Genomic DNA, 18,711 nt, shown 5'->3' on the forward strand with positions numbered 1-18,711 from the left:
TCAGCGTCGCTCGGTCGCGTCCAGGGCGGGGATCGGTGTCTGCGCCACGATCGAGGCGACGACGGCCTCGGAGTCCTGGCCGGAGAGGCGCGCCTCGGTCGTGATGACGAGGCGGTGGGCGAGCACCGGGACGGCGAGGTACTGCACGTCGTCGGGCAGCACGTGGTCTCGACCGGACATCGCGGCCACGGACTTGGCGGCTCGCAGGAGCTGCAGCGAGGTGCGGGGCGAGGCGCCGAGGCGCAGGCCCGGGTGCTCGCGGGTCGCGGTGACGAGGTCGAGGACGTAGCGCTTGACGGCCGTCGAGGCGTAGACCGACCGGACGACGTCGGCGAACCGCAGGACGTCGGCACCGGTCGTCACCGGTCGCAGGTGGGCGAGCGGCGTGTCCGCCTCCTGGCGGTCGAGCATCCGCAGCTCTGCCTCGAGGTCGGGGTACCCGACGGTCAGGCGCGCCATGAACCGGTCGCGCTGCGCCTCGGGGAGCGGGTACGTGCCCTCCATCTCGACCGGGTTCTGGGTGGCGACGACGAGGAACGGGCTGGGGAGCAGGTGCGTCGTCCCGTCGACCGTCGTCTGGCCTTCCTCCATGCACTCGAGGAGGGCCGACTGCGTCTTGGGGGACGCCCGGTTGATCTCGTCCCCGATGACGATGTTGGAGAAGACCGGTCCGGGCCGGAACTCGAACTCGTGGTTCGCCGCCCGGTAGATGTTGACCCCGGTGAGGTCGCTGGGCAGCAGGTCGGGCGTGAACTGGATGCGGCCGACCTTGCAGTCGATCGTCCGCGCGAGCGCCTTCGCGAGCGTCGTCTTCCCGACTCCCGGGACGTCCTCGATGAGCAGGTGTCCCTGTGCGAGGAGCACCGCGACGGTGATGGTGACGAGGTCCGGGCGGCCCGTGACCACGGACTCGATGCCCGACCGGATGCGTCCGGTCGTCTCGACGAGCTCGTCGAGGCCGTCGAGGCCGCTCTGGTCGGACGACGCGAGGGGGGCGATGTCGGGGAGCACGAAGACCTCCGTCGTCGGTGGCGCAGGGCGTGGTACGGGAACCGCAGGTGGGAACGAGCCTAGTTGAACCGGAGCCCTCGTCCGACCGCAGAGGGCGTGCCGGCGCACCCGAGGGCCCGCGTCGTCCGTGCGGTGTCCGCCGTTGCGGCGTCCGGGGCACCGCGACGCGCCATGGGGAGTCCTCCCCTCCACCGCGCTCCACCCGCTCTCACCTGCGGAGATCCTGCGAAGCCGGGTGAAAGTGCCGGGCTTCGCCGAGAGCGGTGGAGGGAAGTGGAGTACCGTGGAGGAACAGGGAGCAGGAGGGGAGGTGCCAGGTGCATGTCCGGCTTCGAGGACGACGTGCTCGGCGGCTCTTCCGGCCTGCTCCTGGGCACCTTCACGCCACGCCTGGACGACAAGGGGAGGCTCATCCTCCCGGCGAAGTTCAGGCCGCGGCTCGCACCGGGGCTCGTCATGACGCGGGGGCAGGAGCGTTGTCTGTTCCTGCTGCCGATGGACGAGTTCCGGCGCATGTACGACCAGGTCCGTCAGGCACCGGTGACGAGCAAGCAGGCTCGGGACTACCTGCGCGTCTTCCTCTCGGGGGCGAGCGACGAGATCCCCGACCGGCAGGGACGCGTCTCGATCCCGGCGCCGCTGCGGGCCTACGCGGGTCTCGACCGTGACGTCGCCGTGATCGGCGCCGGCACGCGCGTCGAGATCTGGGACGCACAGGCCTGGGAGACGTACCTCGCGGAGCAGGAGTCGGCGTACTCCGACACCGCCGAGGAGGTGTTCCCCGACCTGCGGTTCTGAGCACGACGAGCACGTGATGAGCACGGAGGGCCTTCTGCCCTCGCACGGTGAGGCCTCCTCCCGCCCGGTCTGGCGCACTTCCCCGGCGCCAGAAAGGACGCGGAGGGAGACCTGACCGTACGAGGACGGCCGGTCCGCACCCACGGCGCAGGCAGGCACGACGACGAGGAAGGAGGGCACGGACCATGACGACACCCGACGACGCGGCAGAGCGGCACGTCCCCGTGCTGCTCCAGCGCTGCGTCGACCTCCTCGCGCCGGCGCTCGCGGAGCCCGGCGCGGTGCTGGTCGACTGCACGCTCGGCATGGGGGGTCACACCGAGGCGGTCCTCGACCAGGTACCGACGGCGCGTGTCGTGGGCATCGACCGCGATCCCGAGGCGATCGACCGCGCGTCACGACGTCTCGCACGGTTCGGCGACCGGTTCCGCGCGGTGCATGCCGTCTACGACGAGATCGGCGACGTCGTGGCGGACGTCATGGGCGCACCGGTCCAGGGCGTGCTCATGGACCTCGGGGTGTCGTCGCTGCAGATCGACGAGAGCGAGCGCGGCTTCTCCTACGCGCACGACGCCCCGCTCGACATGCGCATGGACGCGACCACGGGCAGCACGGCGGCCGACGTCCTCAACACGTACGACGAGCGCGAGCTCACGCGCATCCTGCGCGAGTACGGCGAGGAGCGGTTCGCGCAGCGCATCGCGCGGGCCGTCGTGCGTCGTCGCGAGGAGCGTCCCTGGACGCGCAGCGCCGACCTGGTCGACCTCGTGCGCGCGTCGATCCCGGCGGCCACGCGCACGACGGGCGGCAACCCGGCCAAGCGGACCTTCCAGGCGCTGCGCATCGAGGTGAACGGCGAGCTCGAGGTGCTCGAGCGGGCCGTCCCGGCCGCGGTGGAGGCGCTCGCGGTCGGTGGCCGGATCGTCGTGGAGTCGTACCACTCGCTCGAGGACCGCATCGTCAAGCGCGAGCTGGCTGCCGGGGCGACGGTCAGCTCCCCGCCGGGACTGCCCGTGGTGCCGGAGTCGGACGAGCCATACCTGCGCCTGCTCACCCGTGGCGCCGAGGAGGCGCCGACGGCGGAGCGCGAGACGAACCCGCGGTCCGCCTCGGTCCGCCTGCGTGCCGCCGAGCGCACGCGCCCGACCCCCGACCACCGCCGCCCGTCCGCCCGCCGCCCGACGTCGGGCGGCCCGACCCACCGACCGACCCGCAGACCGAACGACCCGGGGGAGAGGACACGATGAGCGCACAGAGGTCCGCGGCGACCGCCCGCCCGCTCCCGCGCACGGCGCGGCCGGCGCCGTCGCGCCGACCCGACCTGACCGCCCTGCCCGGTGGCGCTGCCGAGCGCGGCGCGCGCTCACGGCTCGAGCTCGTGCGTGCGCCGCTCCAGGCGCGCTCGCGCGTCCCGTTCCTGGTCCTGTGCATGTCGCTCCTCGGCGCGGCGCTCCTGTGTGCTCTCCTGGTGAACACGACGATGGCGCGCAACTCCTACGAGATGTCGGAGCTGCGCCGGGAGGTGGGGCGCGTGGCGCAGGACACGCAGAGCCTGCAGGCGCAGGTGGACGAGAACAGGTCGACGCTGCACGAGCAGGCGCGCGGTCTCGGCATGGTCGAGGCGAAGGACCCCGCGATGGTCCGGCTGGCCGACGGCACGGTCCTCGGCTTCCCGCAGGAGGGGGCCGGCCAGTGACGCAGGGGACGGGAGCGCGGCGCGCGACCGGGCAGCGGCCCGCGGCGTCGTCGGCTCGTCCCGCGCGCACGACCTCGACCGCAGCACGTCCGGCGCCGGCGCGGTCGACGCAGAGCGGGACCGGGAAGGGCCGGTCGACGCAGGGTCGGTCCACGAGGACCAGGTCCGCCTCGGCGCAGGTCGCTCGCGGGGGGGCGCGACCGCCGAGCCGCCCGGCCCGGCCCACCCGCCCCCCACGCGAGCCCGGGCGCCCAGAGCGGCGCCAGCGCTGGCTCATGGGTATCGCGGGGCTCGTCGTGGCGCTCTTCGTGGCGCAGCTCGTCAACGTCCAGGTGCTCCGCGGTCCCGCGCTGGCAGCGGACGCGCGGGAGGACCGGCTGCGCAGCACCACCACGATCGCGCACCGCGGCGACGTCACGGACGCCGACGGCGTCGTGCTCGCACGGTCCGTCGACCGGTACACGATCGGTGCCGACCGCACGGCGATCCAGAGCTTCACGCCGGGCAACAGCGTGCTCGCCGACGGCCAGCCGCTGAAGGAGGGTGGTGCGGTCGGCATCGCGAAGCTCCTGGCGCCCGTCCTCGGTGAGCCCGCGCCCGAGCTGGCCGCGAAGCTCAACGGGACGGGCTACGTCGTGCTCGCGAAGGAGCAGGTCCCGGAGGTGCAGCGCGCGATCGCGGAGCTGCGCCTGTCGGCCTACATCCGGTCCGACCTCACGAGCAAGCGCACCTACCCGGCGAGCACGGTGGCGGGCAACCTCGTGGGTTTCGTGGACAGCGACCAGGTCGGTCAGGGCGGCATCGAGGCCGCGTACGACGACGTCCTCGCCGGCACGCCCGGCTCCCGTCAGTGCGAGGCGGGACTGGGAGGCCAGCTCATCCCGACCGGCCACTGCGAGGTCGTCGACGCCGTGCCCGGGCGGAACGTGCAGCTCACGGTGTCGCGCGACGTGCAGTGGAAGGCGCAGGACGCGGTGGACCGCGCCGTGAGCGAGACCGGCGCGGAGTTCGCGATCGCGGTCGTGCAGAACGTGCGCACGGGCGAGGTGCTCGCGCTCGCCGACTCCGGCACGGTGAACCCGAACGACCGCACGACGGACGCGGTGTCCCGGCCGAGCCGGGCGGTGTCGAACGTGTTCGACCCCGGGTCGACCGGCAAGGTGGTCACGATGGCCGCGGCCATCGAGGGGGGGTACGCCGACGCGGCGACCCAGTTCGAGGTGGCCGACCGGTACACGACGCCCAACGGCCAGACTTTCAAGGACTCGCACGACCACCCGGTGCAGCGGTTGACGCTCGCGGGAGTGCTCGCGGAGTCCTCGAACACCGGCACGGTCCAGGTGGGCGAGCAGATCCCCAAGCAGGTCCGTTACGACTACCTGCGCAAGTTCGGGTTCGGGGAGAAGACCGGTCTCGGGCTCCCGGGCGAGTCGGCGGGCATCCTCCACCCGGCCGACGAGTGGGACGGGCGCACGGAGTACGCGGTGCTGTTCGGCCAGAGCGTCTCGGTGAACGCGATCCAGGCGACGAACGTGTTCTCGACGATCGCGAACGGCGGCCTCCGGGCGACACCCCGCATCGTCGCCGGGACGACGGACGAGCACGGCGAGCTCGTGCCGGCCGCCACGCCCGCGCCGGAGCGCGTCGTCTCGCAGGAGACCGCCGACACGGTGCTGCACATGATGGAGTCGGTCGTCGAGGACGGCACCGGGTCGAGCGCCGCCGTGCCCGGCTACCGGATCGCCGGAAAGACGGGCACGGCCGAGGCCGCCGGCGCCGATGGGCAGCTCTCCGGGATCATGGCGTCGTTCATCGGCGTGGCCCCGGCGGACGACCCCCAGTACACGGTGTCGGTCTTCCTCAAGAACCCGCACTCGTCGATCTTCGGCGGAGTGGTGGCGGCGCCGGTCTTCAGCGAGATCATGGGCTTCACCCTCGAGCACCAGGGCGTGCCGCCGAGCACGGAGCCTTACGTGCCTCTCCCGACGACGTGGTGATGCTCACCACGGCGCGCGCCCCCGGCGGTGCCGACCGGCGGGATCGCGGCCTCCTCCTGCGCTGCCGGGCACGCTGCTTGCGGGGCAGTGGTGGCCGGCACGGTAGGTTCTACACGTGACATCCCCGATCGACCGTCTTCGTCCTGCCGCGACCACCCGTCGCACGGTCGAGGACCTGGCCGCACGGTTCGGTCTCGACGTCCGCGCAGGTGGGGAGCCCGGCGCGCCGTCGGCGCCCGCCGCCGTGCACGTGTGGTCCGTCGCCTCCGACGACCGCACGGCGGACGAGGGCGACCTGTTCGTCGCGCTCCCCGGTGCGCGGGCGCACGGTGCCCGGTTCGCCGCCGCCGCCGTCGGCCGTGGCGCGCACGCCGTCCTCACCGACGAGCAGGGCGCCGGGCTGCTGGAGACGGCGGGCATCGCGGTGCCCGTGCTCGTCGCGCAGGACCCGCGCGCGCTGCTCGGGCCGGTCGCGGCCTGGGTCTACGGCAGCCCTGCGCAGGACCTGACCACGTTCGGCGTCACGGGCACGAACGGCAAGACCACCACGACCTACCTCGTCGACCACGCGCTGCGCGCGCTCGGCTGGAAGGGTGGCCTGATCGGCACGGTCGAGATGCGCTCGGGCGACCGCGTGCTCCCCAGCCGCCTGACGACGCCCGAGGCTGCCGACCTCCAGGCGCTGCTCGCCGCGATGCGCGAGGACGAGGTGCGCACGCTCGCGATGGAGGTCTCGTCGCACGCGCTCGCGCTGCACCGCGTGGACGGGCTCGTGTTCGACGTCGTCGGCTTCACGAACCTCAGCCAGGACCACCTGGACTTCCACGGCGACCTGCAGGAGTACTTCGAGGCGAAGGCGCTGCTCTTCACGCCCGAGCACGCGCGGCGGGGCGTCGTGGTGGTCGACGACGCGTGGGGCGAGCGCATGGTCGCGGCGGCCCGCGTCCCCGTCGCGACGCTGCGCGTCGCGGGAGGCGACGACGGCGGGACCTCGGCCGACGTGGACTGGACCGTGACCGAGGTCGTGCCGCAGGACGCGGGCGGCACGGCGTTCACGCTCCGGCACCGCGACGGTCGCTCCCTGCGCACGACGACGTCACTGCCCGGGTCGTTCAACGTCGCCAACGCGGCGCTCGCCCTGGCGCTCGTGCTCGAGGCCGGGACCGACGCGCGCGACCTCGAGTCGGCGCTGGATGCCGCCGGCGGCCTCGCGCCGGCGGTCCCCGGTCGCATGGAGGTCGTCTCCCAGCCCCCGCACCTCCCACGCGTCGTCGTCGACTTCGCGCACAACCCGGACGCCCTCGCGCTCGCGCTGGACGCCCTGCGGCCGACGACGCCCGGTCGCCTCGTCGTGGTCTTCGGCGCCACGGGCGACCGGGACCGCGGCAAGCGCCCGACCATGGGCGGTGTCGCTGTCGAGGGCGCCGACGTCGTCGTGGTCACGGACGACGACCCCCACGGCGAGGATCCCGCCTCGATCCGGGCCGAGGTCCTGCCGGGCGCGCTGGCTGCCCGCGAGGCCGCCGCGGCGGCGCCGGAGCCGCGCGACGTCGTCGTGCGGGAGGTCGCGCCGCGCGCGCGGGCGATCCACGAGGCGATCGCCGCCGCAGGCCCGGACGACACCGTGCTCGTCGCGGGCCGCGGGCACGAGGTCTGGCAGGAGATCGCGGGCGTGGACCACCCGCTGGACGACCGCGTCGAGGCGCGCGCCGCGCTCGAGCGCCGCGCCGCACCCCCCGCCCCGCACGACCCGAAGGAGCACCACGCATGATCGAGCTCACTGCGGCCCAGGTGGCCGCAGCGACCGGTGGACGGCTGTCCGCCGACCCCGAGGCACGGGTCGGGGGGCCCGTCGTCGTCGACTCCCGTCGGGTCGCACCGGGATCGCTCTTCGTCGCGCTGCCCGGCGAGCACGTCGACGGTCACGACTACGCGGCGACCGCTGTCGCCGCCGGAGCGACGCTCGTCCTCGCAGCCCGTGAGCTCGACGTCCCGTGCGTGGTCGTCGACGACGTCCAGGTGGCGCTCGGCGAGCTCGCCCGGCACGTCCTCGCGACGCTGCGCGAGCAGGGCCACCTCCGCGTCGTCGGCGTCACGGGCTCCGTGGGCAAGACGACGACGAAGGACCTGCTCGGCCAGCTCCTGGCACCGCAGGGCCCCACCGTCGTCCCGCGCGGCTCGTTCAACAACGAGATCGGCCTGCCGCTGACCGTGCTCGAGGCGGACGAGTCCACGCGGTACCTCGTGCTCGAGATGGGCGCGAGCGGGGTCGGGCACCTCACCTACCTCACGCGCATCGCCCCGCCGGACGTCTCCGTGGTCCTCGTGGTGGGCAGCGCGCACCTGGGCGAGTTCGGCGGCATCGACGCCGTCGCGCGCGCGAAGTCGGAGATCGTGACGGGCCTGGCACCGGGCGGGGTCGCCGTCCTCAACGCGGACGACCTGCGGGTGGCCGCGATGGCCGACCTGGCCCCGGGGGCCGTCATGACGTTCGGGACGATCCCCTCCGCCGACGTGCGGGCGCAGGACCTGCGCATCGACCGCAGCGGCCGCGCCGCGTTCACGCTGCGCGTGCGGCGTGCGGCGCTGGGGGCGCGGCCCGCGGAGGGCGCCGAGTCGGCCGACGTCCAGGCCGACGTGACCCTCGGGCTCGTGGGCGAGCACCACGTGACGAACGCGCTCGCGGCGGCGGCGGCGGCCCTGCGGCTCGGGGTCCCGCTCCACGACGTCGCGGCACGCCTCTCCGACGCGCGCGCGCTCAGCCCCCACCGCATGCAGGTCACCGAGCGCCCCGACGGCGTCACCGTGATCGACGACTCCTACAACGCGAACCCCGACTCCATGCGCGCCGCGCTCAAGGCGCTCGCCGTCATGGCGGGGCGCGACCGGCGCTCGGTCGCCGTGCTCGGCGAGATGCTCGAGCTCGGCGACGACTCGCGCGTCGCGCACGACGACATCGGCCGGCTCGTGGTGCGATTGAACATCAAGCTGCTCGTCGTCGTCGGCGAGGGTGCCGGCGGGATCCACGACGGCGCGACCCAGGAAGGGTCGTGGGGCGACGAGACGCGCTTCGTGGCGGACGTGGAGGAGGCCTCGGCCCTCCTGCGCGACGAGCTGCGAGAAGGGGACGTGGTGCTCGTGAAGGCTTCCAACGGCTCCGGGCTGTGGCGTCTCGGCGACGAGCTCGCCGGAGGGGACGGGGCATGATCGCGATCATCGTCGCGGCGGGCGTCTCCCTGCTCGTCGCCCTCTTCGGCACGCCGCTGTTCATCCGGTTCCTCGTGCACCGCAACTACGGGCAGTTCGTCCGGCAGGACGGACCGACGGCGCACTTCACCAAGCGCGGCACGCCCACGATGGGCGGGGTCGTCATCATCGGCGCGACGCTGCTGGGCTGGGCGATGTCGTACGTCGTCTCCGGGCGGCTGCCGAGCGTCTCCGGCCTGCTCGTGCTGTTCCTCATGACGGGCCTCGGGATCGTCGGGTTCCTCGACGACTTCACGAAGATCCGCAAGCAGCGCAGCCTCGGGCTCACCGCACGGGCGAAGATCGTCGGGCAGGGCGCCGTCGGCATCACGTTCGCGGTGCTCGCCCTGATGTTCCCCAACGAGCACGGGCGCACGCCCGCGTCGACCCGCATCTCGTTCCTGCGCGACACGAACCTCGACCTCGCGTTCGCGGGCGCGACCGTCGGGCTGATCCTCTTCGTCATCTGGGCGAACTTCCTCATCACCGCCTGGTCGAACGCGGTGAACCTCACCGACGGGCTCGACGGCCTCGCCACGGGAGTCTCGCTCATCGTGTTCGGCTCGTACGTGCTCGTCGGCATCTGGCAGTTCAACCAGACCTGCCAACGCCTCGCCTCGGCCGGTCCGAGCTGCTACGAGACGCGCGACCCGCAGGACATGGCGATCGTCGCCTCTGCCATCGTCGGCGCGTGCTTCGGCTTCCTGTGGTGGAACGCGAGCCCGGCCAAGATCTTCATGGGCGACACCGGCTCGCTCGCGCTCGGCGGCGCGCTCGCCGGCCTGTCGATCCTCACGCGCACCGAGTTCCTCGCGCTCATCATCGGCGGCCTGTTCGTCATCATCGTGCTGTCCGACGTCATCCAGATCGGCTTCTTCAAGATGACGGGCCGGCGCGTGTTCAAGATGGCGCCGCTGCACCACCACTTCGAGCTCTCCGGGTGGGGCGAGGTCACGATCGTCATCCGGTTCTGGCTCATCGCCGGGCTCTTCGCGGCGCTCGGCATCGGGATCTTCTACGCCGAGTGGGTGGTCGGCTAGTGCGCGACCGTCACGACCTCGCCGTCCCGCTCGACGAGGCGCGCGTCGTCGTCGCGGGCCTGGGCGTCTCCGGCCGAGCCGCGGCGGCCGCTCTCGTGTCCCGCGCGGCCGCCGTCGTCACGCTCGACGACCGCGCCGACGACGCCGACCTGCGCGACGCCGCAGACGTCGACCTCGGCGCGACGGACCTCGTGGTCGTCAGCCCGGGCTGGCCGCCCAGCCACCCGCTGCTCGTCGGGGCCGCCGAGCGGGGCGTGCCCGTGTGGAGCGAGGTCGAGCTGGCGTGGCGCCTGCGCGTCGCCGGGCCGTCGGGGGAGCCCGCGCCGTGGCTCGCCGTCACGGGCACGAACGGCAAGACGACCACCGTCGAGATGCTCGAGACGATCCTGCGGACCGCGGGTCTGCGCGCGGCAGCCGTCGGCAACGTCGGGACCCCGGTCGTCGAGGCCGTGCTCGACCCGACGCTCGAGGTCCTCGCCGTCGAGCTGTCGAGCTTCCAGCTCCACTTCACGCACACCACCTCGCCCGAGGCGGGAGCGGTGCTCAACGTCGCGCCGGACCACCTCGACTGGCACGGGGGCCTCGACGCGTACGCGGCGGACAAGGGCCGGGTCTTCGAGGACGCCCGGGTCGCTTGCGTGTACAACGTCGCGGACGCGCGCACCGAGGCGCTGGTGCGCGAGGCCGACGTCGTCGAGGGAGCTCGCGCCGTCGGGTTCACGCTCGGCGCGCCCACGCGCGGCCAGCTCGGTCTGATCGAGGACGTGCTCGTGGACCGGGCCTTCCACGCCCCCGCCGACGCGCGCGACCGGCACACCTACGCCGCGGAGCTCGCGACGCTCGACGACCTCGCGCACCTCGCCGGGGCCGACGGCGTCGTGCCGGCGCACGTCGTCGCGAACGCGCTCGCCGCGGCCGCCCTGGCCCGCGCGCACGGCGTGACGGCCGTCGCCGTGCGGGACGGGCTGCGCGCGTTCCGCACGGGCGCGCACCGCATCCAGCAGGTCGCGGCCGTCGACGGCGTCGCCTACGTCGACGACTCCAAGGCCACGAACGCCCACGCCGCGTCCGCGTCGCTCGCCGCCTTCGCGCCGGGCACGGTCGTGTGGGTCGCGGGCGGGCTCGCGAAGGGCGCGTCGTTCGACGACCTCGTCGCCGCACGAGCGGACCGGCTGCGTGCCGTCGTGCTCATCGGGGTGGACGCCGAGCCGTTCGCGGGCGCGCTCGCCCGACACGCGCCGGATATCCCCGTCGTGCGCGTGGAACCTGGTGACACTGGGTCCGTGATGACCCGCGCCGTCGACTCCGCGCGCCGCCTCGCCCAGGCCGGCGACACGGTGCTGCTCGCGCCCGCCGGAGCCTCGATGGACCAGTTCCGCTCGTACGCCGCGCGCGGTGACGCGTTCGCCGACGCGGCGCGCGCGCTGGCGCCCGAGCACGGGTAGTCCGGGCCGGACATGACACAGACCACGAGCGGCCGGGGCACGACGGCGACGCGCACGACCCGCACCGGCAGCGCCCGTCCGGCACGTCGCACGCCGCGGACGACGGGGACCGCACGCGCCCCGCGCCCCGCGCCCGCACCGACCGAGCGCCAGTGGCTCGGCCAGTGGAACAGCACCGTGACGAGCTACTACCTGCTCGTCGGGGCGACCGCGCTCCTGACCATCATCGGCCTCGTCATGGTGTTCTCGAGCTCGGCGGTGACCGAGATCGCTGCGGGGAACTCGCCGTTCACGGCGCTGTTCACCCAGGGCAGGTACGTCCTCATCGGGCTGCCGCTGCTGCTCGTGGCCGCCCGGCTCCCCGTCCGCTGGTACAAGGCGCTGGCCTGGCCGGGACTCGTGGTCGCGCTCGCACTCCTCGTCGCGGTGCTGTTCGTCGGCACCACGCGAGGAGGCAACACCAACTGGATCCCGCTCGGCACGTTCTCCTTCCAGCCGTCCGAGCTCGCGAAGCTCGCGCTCGCGCTGTGGCTCGGGCTCGTGCTCGGACGCAAGCAGCACCTGCTCGGGCAGTGGAGCCACGTCGTCGTCCCGGCCGTGCCCGGTGCGATCGCCGTCGTCGGGCTCGTGCTCGCCGGCCACGACCTCGGCACCGCGCTCGTGGTCATGCTGCTCGTCGCGGGCGCGTTCTTCGTGTCCGGGGCGAGCACGCGGCTGCTCGCGCTCGGGGCGGCGGTCGCCGCGTTCGTCGTCGGCTACGGGTTCATCTACCTGCAGGACGGCAGCGACCGGCTCGACCGCATCGCCGCGACCTACGGAGAGTGCACCGACACCCTCGGAGAGTGCTACCAGTCGCTGCACGGCCTGTGGGCGCTCGGGACGGGGGGCCTGACCGGCGTCGGGCTCGGGGCGAGCCGCGAGAAGTGGAGCTACCTGCCCGAGGCGCACAACGACTACATCTTCGCCGTGATCGGCGAGGAGCTGGGCCTCCTCGGCACGCTCCTCGTCCTCGGGCTCTTCGTGGTCCTCGGTCTCGCGATGAGCCGCATCGTGCGCCGGCACCCCGATCCCTTCGTCAAGATCGCCACGGCCGCGATCGCGTGCTGGATCGTCGGGCAGGCGTTCATCAACATCGGGGTCGTGATCGGGCTCCTGCCCGTGATCGGCGTGCCGCTGCCGCTCGTGTCGGCGGGCGGCACCGCGCTCATCACGACCATGGCCGCCCTCGGGGTGGTCATCTCGTTCGCGCGCTCCGAGCCCGGCGCGGCCGAGGCGCTCGCGGCCAGGGGGAGCGTCGTGCGACGCTCGCTCGCGGTCGTCGGCCGGGCGGCGCGGCCACGACGACGGACCTCGTGAGCGGACGCCCGGGCACGGCGCGACGCGCTCGGGCGTGACGATGCAGCACGGGAAAGACATCAGGACGACCACGACGCGGCCCGGCCGCGCAGGAGAGGACGACGAGGTACGTGACGACGATCGGTTCGGTGGTGCTCGCGGGTGGCGGGACGGCGGGGCACGTGAACCCGCTGCTCGCGGTGGCGGACGAGCTCCGGGAGCGTGAGCCCTCCGTGGTGGTGACGGCGCTCGGCGTCGCGGGCGGGCTGGAGGACGACCTCGTGCCGGCGCGCGGCTACCCCCTGCGGCACGTGCCGCGCGTCCCGCTGCCGCGGCGGCCGAGCGCGGAGTGGATCAACCTCCCGGGGCGGCTCCGGTCGGCCGTCGACGCCGCGGGCGCGGTGATCGACGAGACGGGTGCGCGCGTCGTCGTCGGCTTCGGCGGGTACGTCTCGACGCCCGCGTACCTCGCGGCCCGACGCCGGGACGTGCCCGTGGTGATCCACGAGCAGAACGCCCGCCCCGGGCTGGCGAACCGGCTCGGGGCACGGTGGGCCACGCGCGTCGGTGTGACGTTCGCGGGCACGGCGCTCAAGGACGGCATCGTGACCGGCCTGCCGCTGCGCCGCGAGATCGCCGACCTCGTGGCCGCGCGCGAGGCCGACGCCGTCGCCGCCCGTGCCGACGCCGCAGCGCGCCTCGGGCTCGACCCGTACGCGCGCACGCTCGTGGTGACGGGCGGGTCGCTCGGCGCGCAGAGCCTCAACGAGGCGGTGTCGGGTGCCGCCGGCGCGCTCCTGGACGGAGGGGTCCAGGTGCTGCACCTCACGGGCAAGGGCAAGGCCGCGGCCGTGCGGGACGCCGCGGCGGATGCTGTGGCGTCGCGCCCGGGCGCTCGCTACGACGTGCGCGAGTACCTCCCCGAGATGCAGCTCGCGCTCGCCGTCGCGGACCTCGTGGTGTGCCGCGCGGGCGCGGGCACGGTGAGCGAGCTCGCCGCGCTCGGCATCCCGGCCGTGTACGTCCCGCTGCCCGTCGGCAACGGCGAGCAGCGGCTCAACGCCGGGCCCGTCGTCGGCGCCGGCGGCGGCGTCCTCGTCGACGACGCGCAGCTCACCGCGGCCTGGGTCGCGCAGCAGGTCTCCGCGCTCCTCGCAGACAAGGACCGGCTCGGAGCCATGGCCGACGCCGCGGCCGGTGCCGGCGTGCGCGACGGCGCCGCACGCGTCGCGGACCTCGTCGCCCAGGCGGTCGCCGAGGGCGCCGCGCAGGGGGCGAGGTCGTGACGGACCGTCGAGACGGCCTCCCCGTCCCGCTCGGCGAGCTGGGCACCGTCCATCTCGTCGGGGTCGGCGGCGCCGGCATGTCCGTGGTGGCGCGGCTGCTGGCGGCGCACGGCGTGCGCGTGCAGGGCTCCGACGCCAAGGAGAGCGAGACGCTCGCCGCGCTGCGCGCCGACGGCGTGCAGGTGTGGGCCGAGCACGACGCCCGGCACGTCGAGGGCGCGGACACCGTCGTCGTGTCGAGCGCGGTGCGCGAGTCCAACCCCGAGCTCGCCGCCGCGCGCGCCGCGGGCCTGCGCGTGCTGCACCGGTCGCAGGCGCTCGCGACGCTCATGGCCCAGGGCAGGTCCGTCGCGGTCGCGGGGGCGCACGGGAAGACCACCACCTCCGCGATGATCGCGACCGTCCTGCGGGGTGCGGGGCTCGACCCGTCGTTCGCGATCGGCGGCACCGTCCTCACGGAGGACGGTCCGGTCGCGGGCGGGCACCTGGGGTCCGACGTGCTCGTCGCGGAGGCCGACGAGTCGGACGGGTCGTTCCTCAACTACGCGCCCGACGTCGCCGTCGTGACGAACGTCGAGCCCGACCACCTGGACCACTACGGGTCGCGCGCCGCGTTCGAGCAGGCCTTCGTCGAGTTCGCCGGCCGCGTCGTCGAGGGCGGGACGCTCGTCGCGTGCGCCGACGACCCCGGTGCGAGCGCCCTGGCCGCGACGCACGCGGGCCACGGCGGCACCGTCGTCACGTACGGCACGTCCGCGGACGCCGACGTGCGGGTGTCGGACGTGCGGCCCGAGACGGACGACGACGGCCGGGTGGGCGTCCGGGCGACGCTCACCGGGGCGGTGGGCGACGCGGCGGTGGGTCCGGTCGTGCTGCGGCTGCGCGTGCCCGGCCACCACAACGCGCTCAACGCGACGGCCGCGGTCGTGACGGCCGTGCTGCTCGGCGTGGACCCGGCGACGGCCGTCACCGCCGCGCACGGCTTCCTCGGGACCGGCCGCCGCTTCGAGGCGCGTGGCGAGGCCGGGGGCGTGCGCGTCGTCGACGACTACGCGCACCACCCGACGGAGGTCGCGGCGCTGCTCGCGGCCTCGCGACCGGTCGCGGGGGACGGGCGGCTCCTCGTGCTGTTCCAGCCGCACCTGTACTCGCGTACCGCGACGTTCGCGCGCGAGTTCGCCGACGCGCTGTCGGCGGCGGACGAGGTCGTCGTCACGGGCGTGTATGCCGCGCGTGAGGACCCGGACCCGAGCGTCGGCGCGCACTCGATCGTCGACCTCATGGCGACCCCGGCGGCCGCGGTCGAGGACCGGGTCGAGGCGGCGCACCGGATCGCCGACGCCGCACGGCCCGGGGACCTGCTCCTCACGGTCGGGGCGGGTGACGTCACCGAGCTCGGTGCGGTCGTCCTCGACCGGCTCGCCGCCCGCGGAGGGGGCGCGCGCTGATGCGCCCGCCACCCCGCCCTCGCCCTGCCCAGCCCCGGCCCGACCGGGGCCGCGCCGGGGGGACGAGCGCCGGCGCGGCGTCGGGCACGAAGCCGCTCAGAGGGCCGAGTACGGGAGCGAGCACGACGGGACGGCCGCCCGCACCCCGCGAGGAGACGCCGACGCGACCCGTGCGGAAGGCGTCCGCCGCGCCGCGCGGGGAGCTCGTGCCGACCAGCGCTCCGCGGACGGGAGGCGCCGGCGCGGGCAGGGCCCGTGACGCCAGGACCGCGTCCCGTCCTCCGACGGCGCCGGTCGGCGTCGTCTCGCACGGGATGGCCGAGCGGCTCGCCGAGCGCGAGGCGATGCGCCGTCACCGCGTGCGGTCCCGGATCCTGTGGTGGACGGGTGGCGTGGTCGTGGCGGCCGCACTCGTCTGGGTCGCGTTCTTCTCGTCGGTGCTCGGCCTGGAGACGCGAGACGTGACGATCTCGGGCGAGGGGACGGTGATCGACCCGGCGCAGGTCGAGGCCGTCGTCGCCGAGGCGGCGGGCGTCCCGCTGCCCCGCCTCGACACCGTCGCGCTGCGCGAGCGCGTGCTCGGGCTCAACGGCGTCCGGGACGTCGAGATCCGCCGGGTGTGGCCGTCGGGGCTGGACGTGCGGCTCGAGTCGCGCGAACCGGTCGTCGCGGTCCCGGTGGACCAGGGCTTCGCCCTGCTCGACGCGGACGGCGTCCAGGTCCGCACGGACCCCGTCGTGCCGGAGGGCCTGCCCGAGATCGACGCGCCGCTCGACGAGCGCGGAGCGCGCGCGCTCGACGCCGCTCTCGTCCTGCTCAACGCGCTGCCCGCCGACCTGCACGCGCAGGTCGCGGAGGTCTCGGCCCCGACGCGCGACGCGGTCCAGATGACGCTCCGTGACGGCGTGGTCGTCGAGTGGGGGAGCGCCGAGGACGCGGCGCTCAAGGTGCGCGTGCTGCAGACGCTTCGGGCCGTGCCGGAGAACGCCGGGGTGACGCACTACGACGTCTCGGCGCCCACGATGCCGGTGACGCGATGAGGGATCCCCGACACGCGCGAGGCGGTCGTTGATGATGGGCAGGTCGACACCTACGGTCGACCCATGAACGACCTGACATAACTATAACCCTCTAGTTGAGGGTGAAGGTTCAGGGCTGACCGATCGAGAGGCATTGACGTGGCAACTCCGCAGAACTACCTAGCAGTGATCAAGGTGGTCGGCATCGGCGGTGGGGGCGTGAACGCCGTCAACCGGATGATCGAGGTCGGCCTCAAGGGCGTCGAGTTCATCGCCATCAACACGGACGCCCAGGCGCTCCTCATGTCCGACGCCGACGTCAAGCTCGACGTCGGTCGTGAGCTGACCCGTGGCCTGGGTGCCGGGGCCGACCCCGAGGTCGGCAAGAAGGCCGCCGAGGACCACGCCGAGGAGATCGAGGACGTCCTGCGCGGCGCGGACATGGTCTTCGTCACCGCCGGTGAGGGCGGCGGCACGGGCACGGGTGGCGCACCAGTCGTCGCGCGCATCGCTCGCTCGCTCGGTGCCCTGACGGTCGGTGTCGTGACCCGGCCCTTCACCTTCGAGGGCCGCCGCCGCTCCGTCCAGGCGGACCAGGGCATCGAGAACCTCCGCAACGAGGTCGACACCCTCATCGTCATCCCCAACGACCGCCTCCTGTCGATGTCCGACCGCAACGTCAGCGCGCTCCAGGCCTTCCACCAGGCCGACCAGGTGCTGCTCTCCGGCGTGCAGGGCATCACCGACCTCATCACGACGCCGGGCCTCATCAACCTCGACTTCGCGGACGTCAAGTCCGTCATGCAGGGTGCCGGCAGCGCGCTGATGGGCATCGGCAACGCGCGCGGCGACGACCGCGCCGTCCAGGCCGCCGAGATGGCGATCTCCTCGCCCCTGCTCGAGGCGAGCATCGACGGTGCGCACGGCGTGCTGCTGTCCATCCAGGGTGGCTCCGACCTCGGCCTGTTCGAGATCAACGAGGCGGCGCGGCTCGTGCACGAGGCGGCGCACACCGAGGCGAACATCATCTTCGGTGCGGTGATCGACGACGCGCTGGGCGACGAGGTGCGCGTCACCGTGATCGCGGCCGGCTTCGACGGCGGAGCACCGCAGGTCCGCGGCGACTCGCGCGCGCTCGGCCAGGTCGCCGGCGCCCAGCGCCCGGCGACGAGCGCGATCCCCGCGGTGCCGGGCGCCGCCCGCCAGGTGCCGCCGGCCCCCGCCCCGACCACCGGGGCGCACACGCTCCCGCGCCCGGTGGTGCCGATCCAGAGCGAGGGCGACGACGTGCCCGTCACGCTCGACGGCGGCTCACGTCCCGTACCGGTCGGTCCCGCGACGGCGGCCCCGGCGTTCACGGTCGTCGGGTCGGAGCAGCCCGTGAACCACAACGCGGAGCCCGCCCCCGGCGGGCAGAACCCCACGGTCGAGGTGCCGCCGCGCATCTTCGACGAGGAGCCCGCGCGCCGCAAGGTCGAGGAGCTCGACGTCCCCGACTTCCTCAAGTGACGCCGTGACGGGTCGTGTCTCTCCCGGCGGGCGGGCCGGTGCCGTGCGCACCGGCCCGCTCGCCGTGCTCGAGGTGGACCTGGGGCCCGGCGTGCGCGCAGGGTTCACGACACGCGCGGGCGGCGTCTCGCCCGCACCGTGGGACTCGCTCGACCTCGGGCTCGGGGTGCAGGACGACGCCGGGCGCGTCCGCACCAACCGCGCCCTGGCGGCCGGGTGGCTCGGCGCGCCCGTCGCGTTCGCGACCCAGGTGCACGGCACCCACGTCGTGCGCCTCGACGGGCCGGTCGGCTCGGGTGCGCACGCACCGGACACCGTCGGTGAGGCGGACGCGATCGTCGGAACCGGTCCCGGGAACGGCCTGGGCGTGCTGGTCGCCGACTGCGTGCCCGTGCTCCTCGCGGATGCCGAGGCGGGTGTGGTCGGCGTCGCGCACGCGGGCCGTCGGGGTCTGGCAGAGGGCGTCGTCGTCGCCGCGCTGGCGGCGATGGTGGCCGCCGGTGCGCGGCCCGACCGGGTGCGCGCCGCCGTCGGCCCGTGCGCGTGCGGTCGCTGCTACGAGGTCCCCGCGACGATGCGCGACGACCTGGCGCTCGGCCGCCCTGCGACCCGGTCGACGACCTCGTGGGGGACGGCGGCGCTCGACCTGCCGGCGGGAGTCGTCGCCGACCTCGAGTCCGCCGGCGTCTCTGCCGTGCAGCGTGTCGAGGCGTGCACGATCGAGGACGAGCGCTTCTTCTCGCACCGCCGGGCCGTGCGCCAGGGCACGACGACGGGGCGTTTCGCCGGCCTCGTCGCGCTCGTCGACCGCTGAGGTCGCCACGCAGGGTGCACCGGACGAGGTTCACCCGTCCCGGGCGTGTCGTGCCGTGCTCCCGCGA

Annotated in this window: 15 protein-coding genes; 14 read left to right on the top strand and 1 reads right to left on the bottom strand. The window is 74.3% G+C overall.

The genetic code is table 11. The features are described 5' to 3' along the window. Nucleotides 1-1,011, bottom strand: coding sequence for an AAA family ATPase (locus tag ACMXGY_RS09135; protein ID WP_483776524.1), 1,011 nt, complete (start codon nucleotides 1,009-1,011; stop codon nucleotides 1-3). A 363-nt stretch (nucleotides 1,012-1,374) separates the two neighbouring features. Here ACMXGY_RS09135 and mraZ point away from each other — a divergent pair, with 363 nt between their 5' ends. From mraZ to ACMXGY_RS09205, 14 genes are all read left to right on the top strand, one after another. Further along, nucleotides 1,375-1,809 carry a division/cell wall cluster transcriptional repressor MraZ gene (gene mraZ, locus ACMXGY_RS09140; protein WP_483776827.1) on the top strand — a complete coding sequence of 145 codons (435 nt, stop codon included), beginning with the start codon at nucleotides 1,375-1,377 and terminating at the stop codon, nucleotides 1,807-1,809. A 185-nt stretch (nucleotides 1,810-1,994) separates the two neighbouring features. Continuing rightward, nucleotides 1,995-3,056 carry a 16S rRNA (cytosine(1402)-N(4))-methyltransferase RsmH gene (gene rsmH, locus ACMXGY_RS09145; protein ID WP_483776525.1) on the top strand — a complete coding sequence of 354 codons (1,062 nt, stop codon included), beginning with the start codon at nucleotides 1,995-1,997 and terminating at the stop codon, nucleotides 3,054-3,056. Further along, nucleotides 3,053-3,505, top strand: a complete 453-nt coding sequence (ftsL, locus tag ACMXGY_RS09150) for a cell division protein FtsL (protein ID WP_483776526.1) — start codon at nucleotides 3,053-3,055, stop codon at nucleotides 3,503-3,505. The genes rsmH and ftsL overlap by 4 nt, the downstream gene beginning before the upstream one ends. A gap of 275 nt (nucleotides 3,506-3,780) precedes the next feature. Further along, on the top strand, nucleotides 3,781-5,502 hold the full coding sequence (locus ACMXGY_RS09155; protein WP_483776527.1) for a peptidoglycan D,D-transpeptidase FtsI family protein: 1,722 nt from the start codon (nucleotides 3,781-3,783) through the stop codon (nucleotides 5,500-5,502). Between the two features lie 115 nt (nucleotides 5,503-5,617). Beyond that, complete coding sequence (locus ACMXGY_RS09160) at nucleotides 5,618-7,273, top strand: UDP-N-acetylmuramoyl-L-alanyl-D-glutamate--2,6-diaminopimelate ligase (protein ID WP_483776528.1); 1,656 nt, start codon at nucleotides 5,618-5,620, stop codon at nucleotides 7,271-7,273. Next, complete coding sequence (locus tag ACMXGY_RS09165; protein WP_483776529.1) at nucleotides 7,270-8,709, top strand: UDP-N-acetylmuramoyl-tripeptide--D-alanyl-D-alanine ligase; 1,440 nt, start codon at nucleotides 7,270-7,272, stop codon at nucleotides 8,707-8,709. Before ACMXGY_RS09160 ends, ACMXGY_RS09165 begins: the two co-directional genes overlap by 4 nt. Continuing rightward, complete coding sequence (gene mraY, locus ACMXGY_RS09170; RefSeq protein WP_483776530.1) at nucleotides 8,706-9,788, top strand: phospho-N-acetylmuramoyl-pentapeptide-transferase; 1,083 nt, start codon at nucleotides 8,706-8,708, stop codon at nucleotides 9,786-9,788. The genes ACMXGY_RS09165 and mraY overlap by 4 nt, the downstream gene beginning before the upstream one ends. Further along, the gene (gene murD, locus ACMXGY_RS09175; protein ID WP_483776531.1) at nucleotides 9,788-11,233 is read left to right on the top strand and encodes a UDP-N-acetylmuramoyl-L-alanine--D-glutamate ligase; all 1,446 of its coding nucleotides are present in this window, start codon (nucleotides 9,788-9,790) and stop codon (nucleotides 11,231-11,233) included. The genes mraY and murD overlap by 1 nt, the downstream gene beginning before the upstream one ends. Nucleotides 11,234-11,245: 12 nt before the next feature. Further along, a complete protein-coding gene (gene ftsW, locus ACMXGY_RS09180; protein ID WP_483776532.1) occupies nucleotides 11,246-12,589 on the top strand; it encodes a putative lipid II flippase FtsW in 1,344 nt (447 codons plus the stop codon). Between the two features lie 110 nt (nucleotides 12,590-12,699). Next, complete coding sequence (gene murG / locus ACMXGY_RS09185; RefSeq protein WP_483776533.1) at nucleotides 12,700-13,854, top strand: undecaprenyldiphospho-muramoylpentapeptide beta-N-acetylglucosaminyltransferase; 1,155 nt, start codon at nucleotides 12,700-12,702, stop codon at nucleotides 13,852-13,854. A 77-nt stretch (nucleotides 13,855-13,931) separates the two neighbouring features. Beyond that, complete coding sequence (gene murC / locus ACMXGY_RS09190; protein ID WP_483776828.1) at nucleotides 13,932-15,302, top strand: UDP-N-acetylmuramate--L-alanine ligase; 1,371 nt, start codon at nucleotides 13,932-13,934, stop codon at nucleotides 15,300-15,302. Between the two features lie 314 nt (nucleotides 15,303-15,616). Continuing rightward, complete coding sequence (locus ACMXGY_RS09195; RefSeq protein WP_483776534.1) at nucleotides 15,617-16,342, top strand: cell division protein FtsQ/DivIB; 726 nt, start codon at nucleotides 15,617-15,619, stop codon at nucleotides 16,340-16,342. Nucleotides 16,343-16,480: 138 nt separating this feature from the next. After that, nucleotides 16,481-17,830, top strand: a complete 1,350-nt coding sequence (gene ftsZ, locus ACMXGY_RS09200) for a cell division protein FtsZ (RefSeq protein ID WP_483776535.1) — start codon at nucleotides 16,481-16,483, stop codon at nucleotides 17,828-17,830. Nucleotides 17,831-17,834: 4 nt separating this feature from the next. Next, nucleotides 17,835-18,644 (top strand): purine nucleoside phosphorylase YfiH/LACC1 family protein, encoded by an 810-nt coding sequence (locus ACMXGY_RS09205; RefSeq protein ID WP_483776536.1) that lies wholly within the window; start codon nucleotides 17,835-17,837, stop codon nucleotides 18,642-18,644. Nucleotides 18,645-18,711 lie beyond the last annotated feature (67 nt).

The organism is Cellulosimicrobium sp. G4 BAM 1002 (assembly GCF_057126935.1).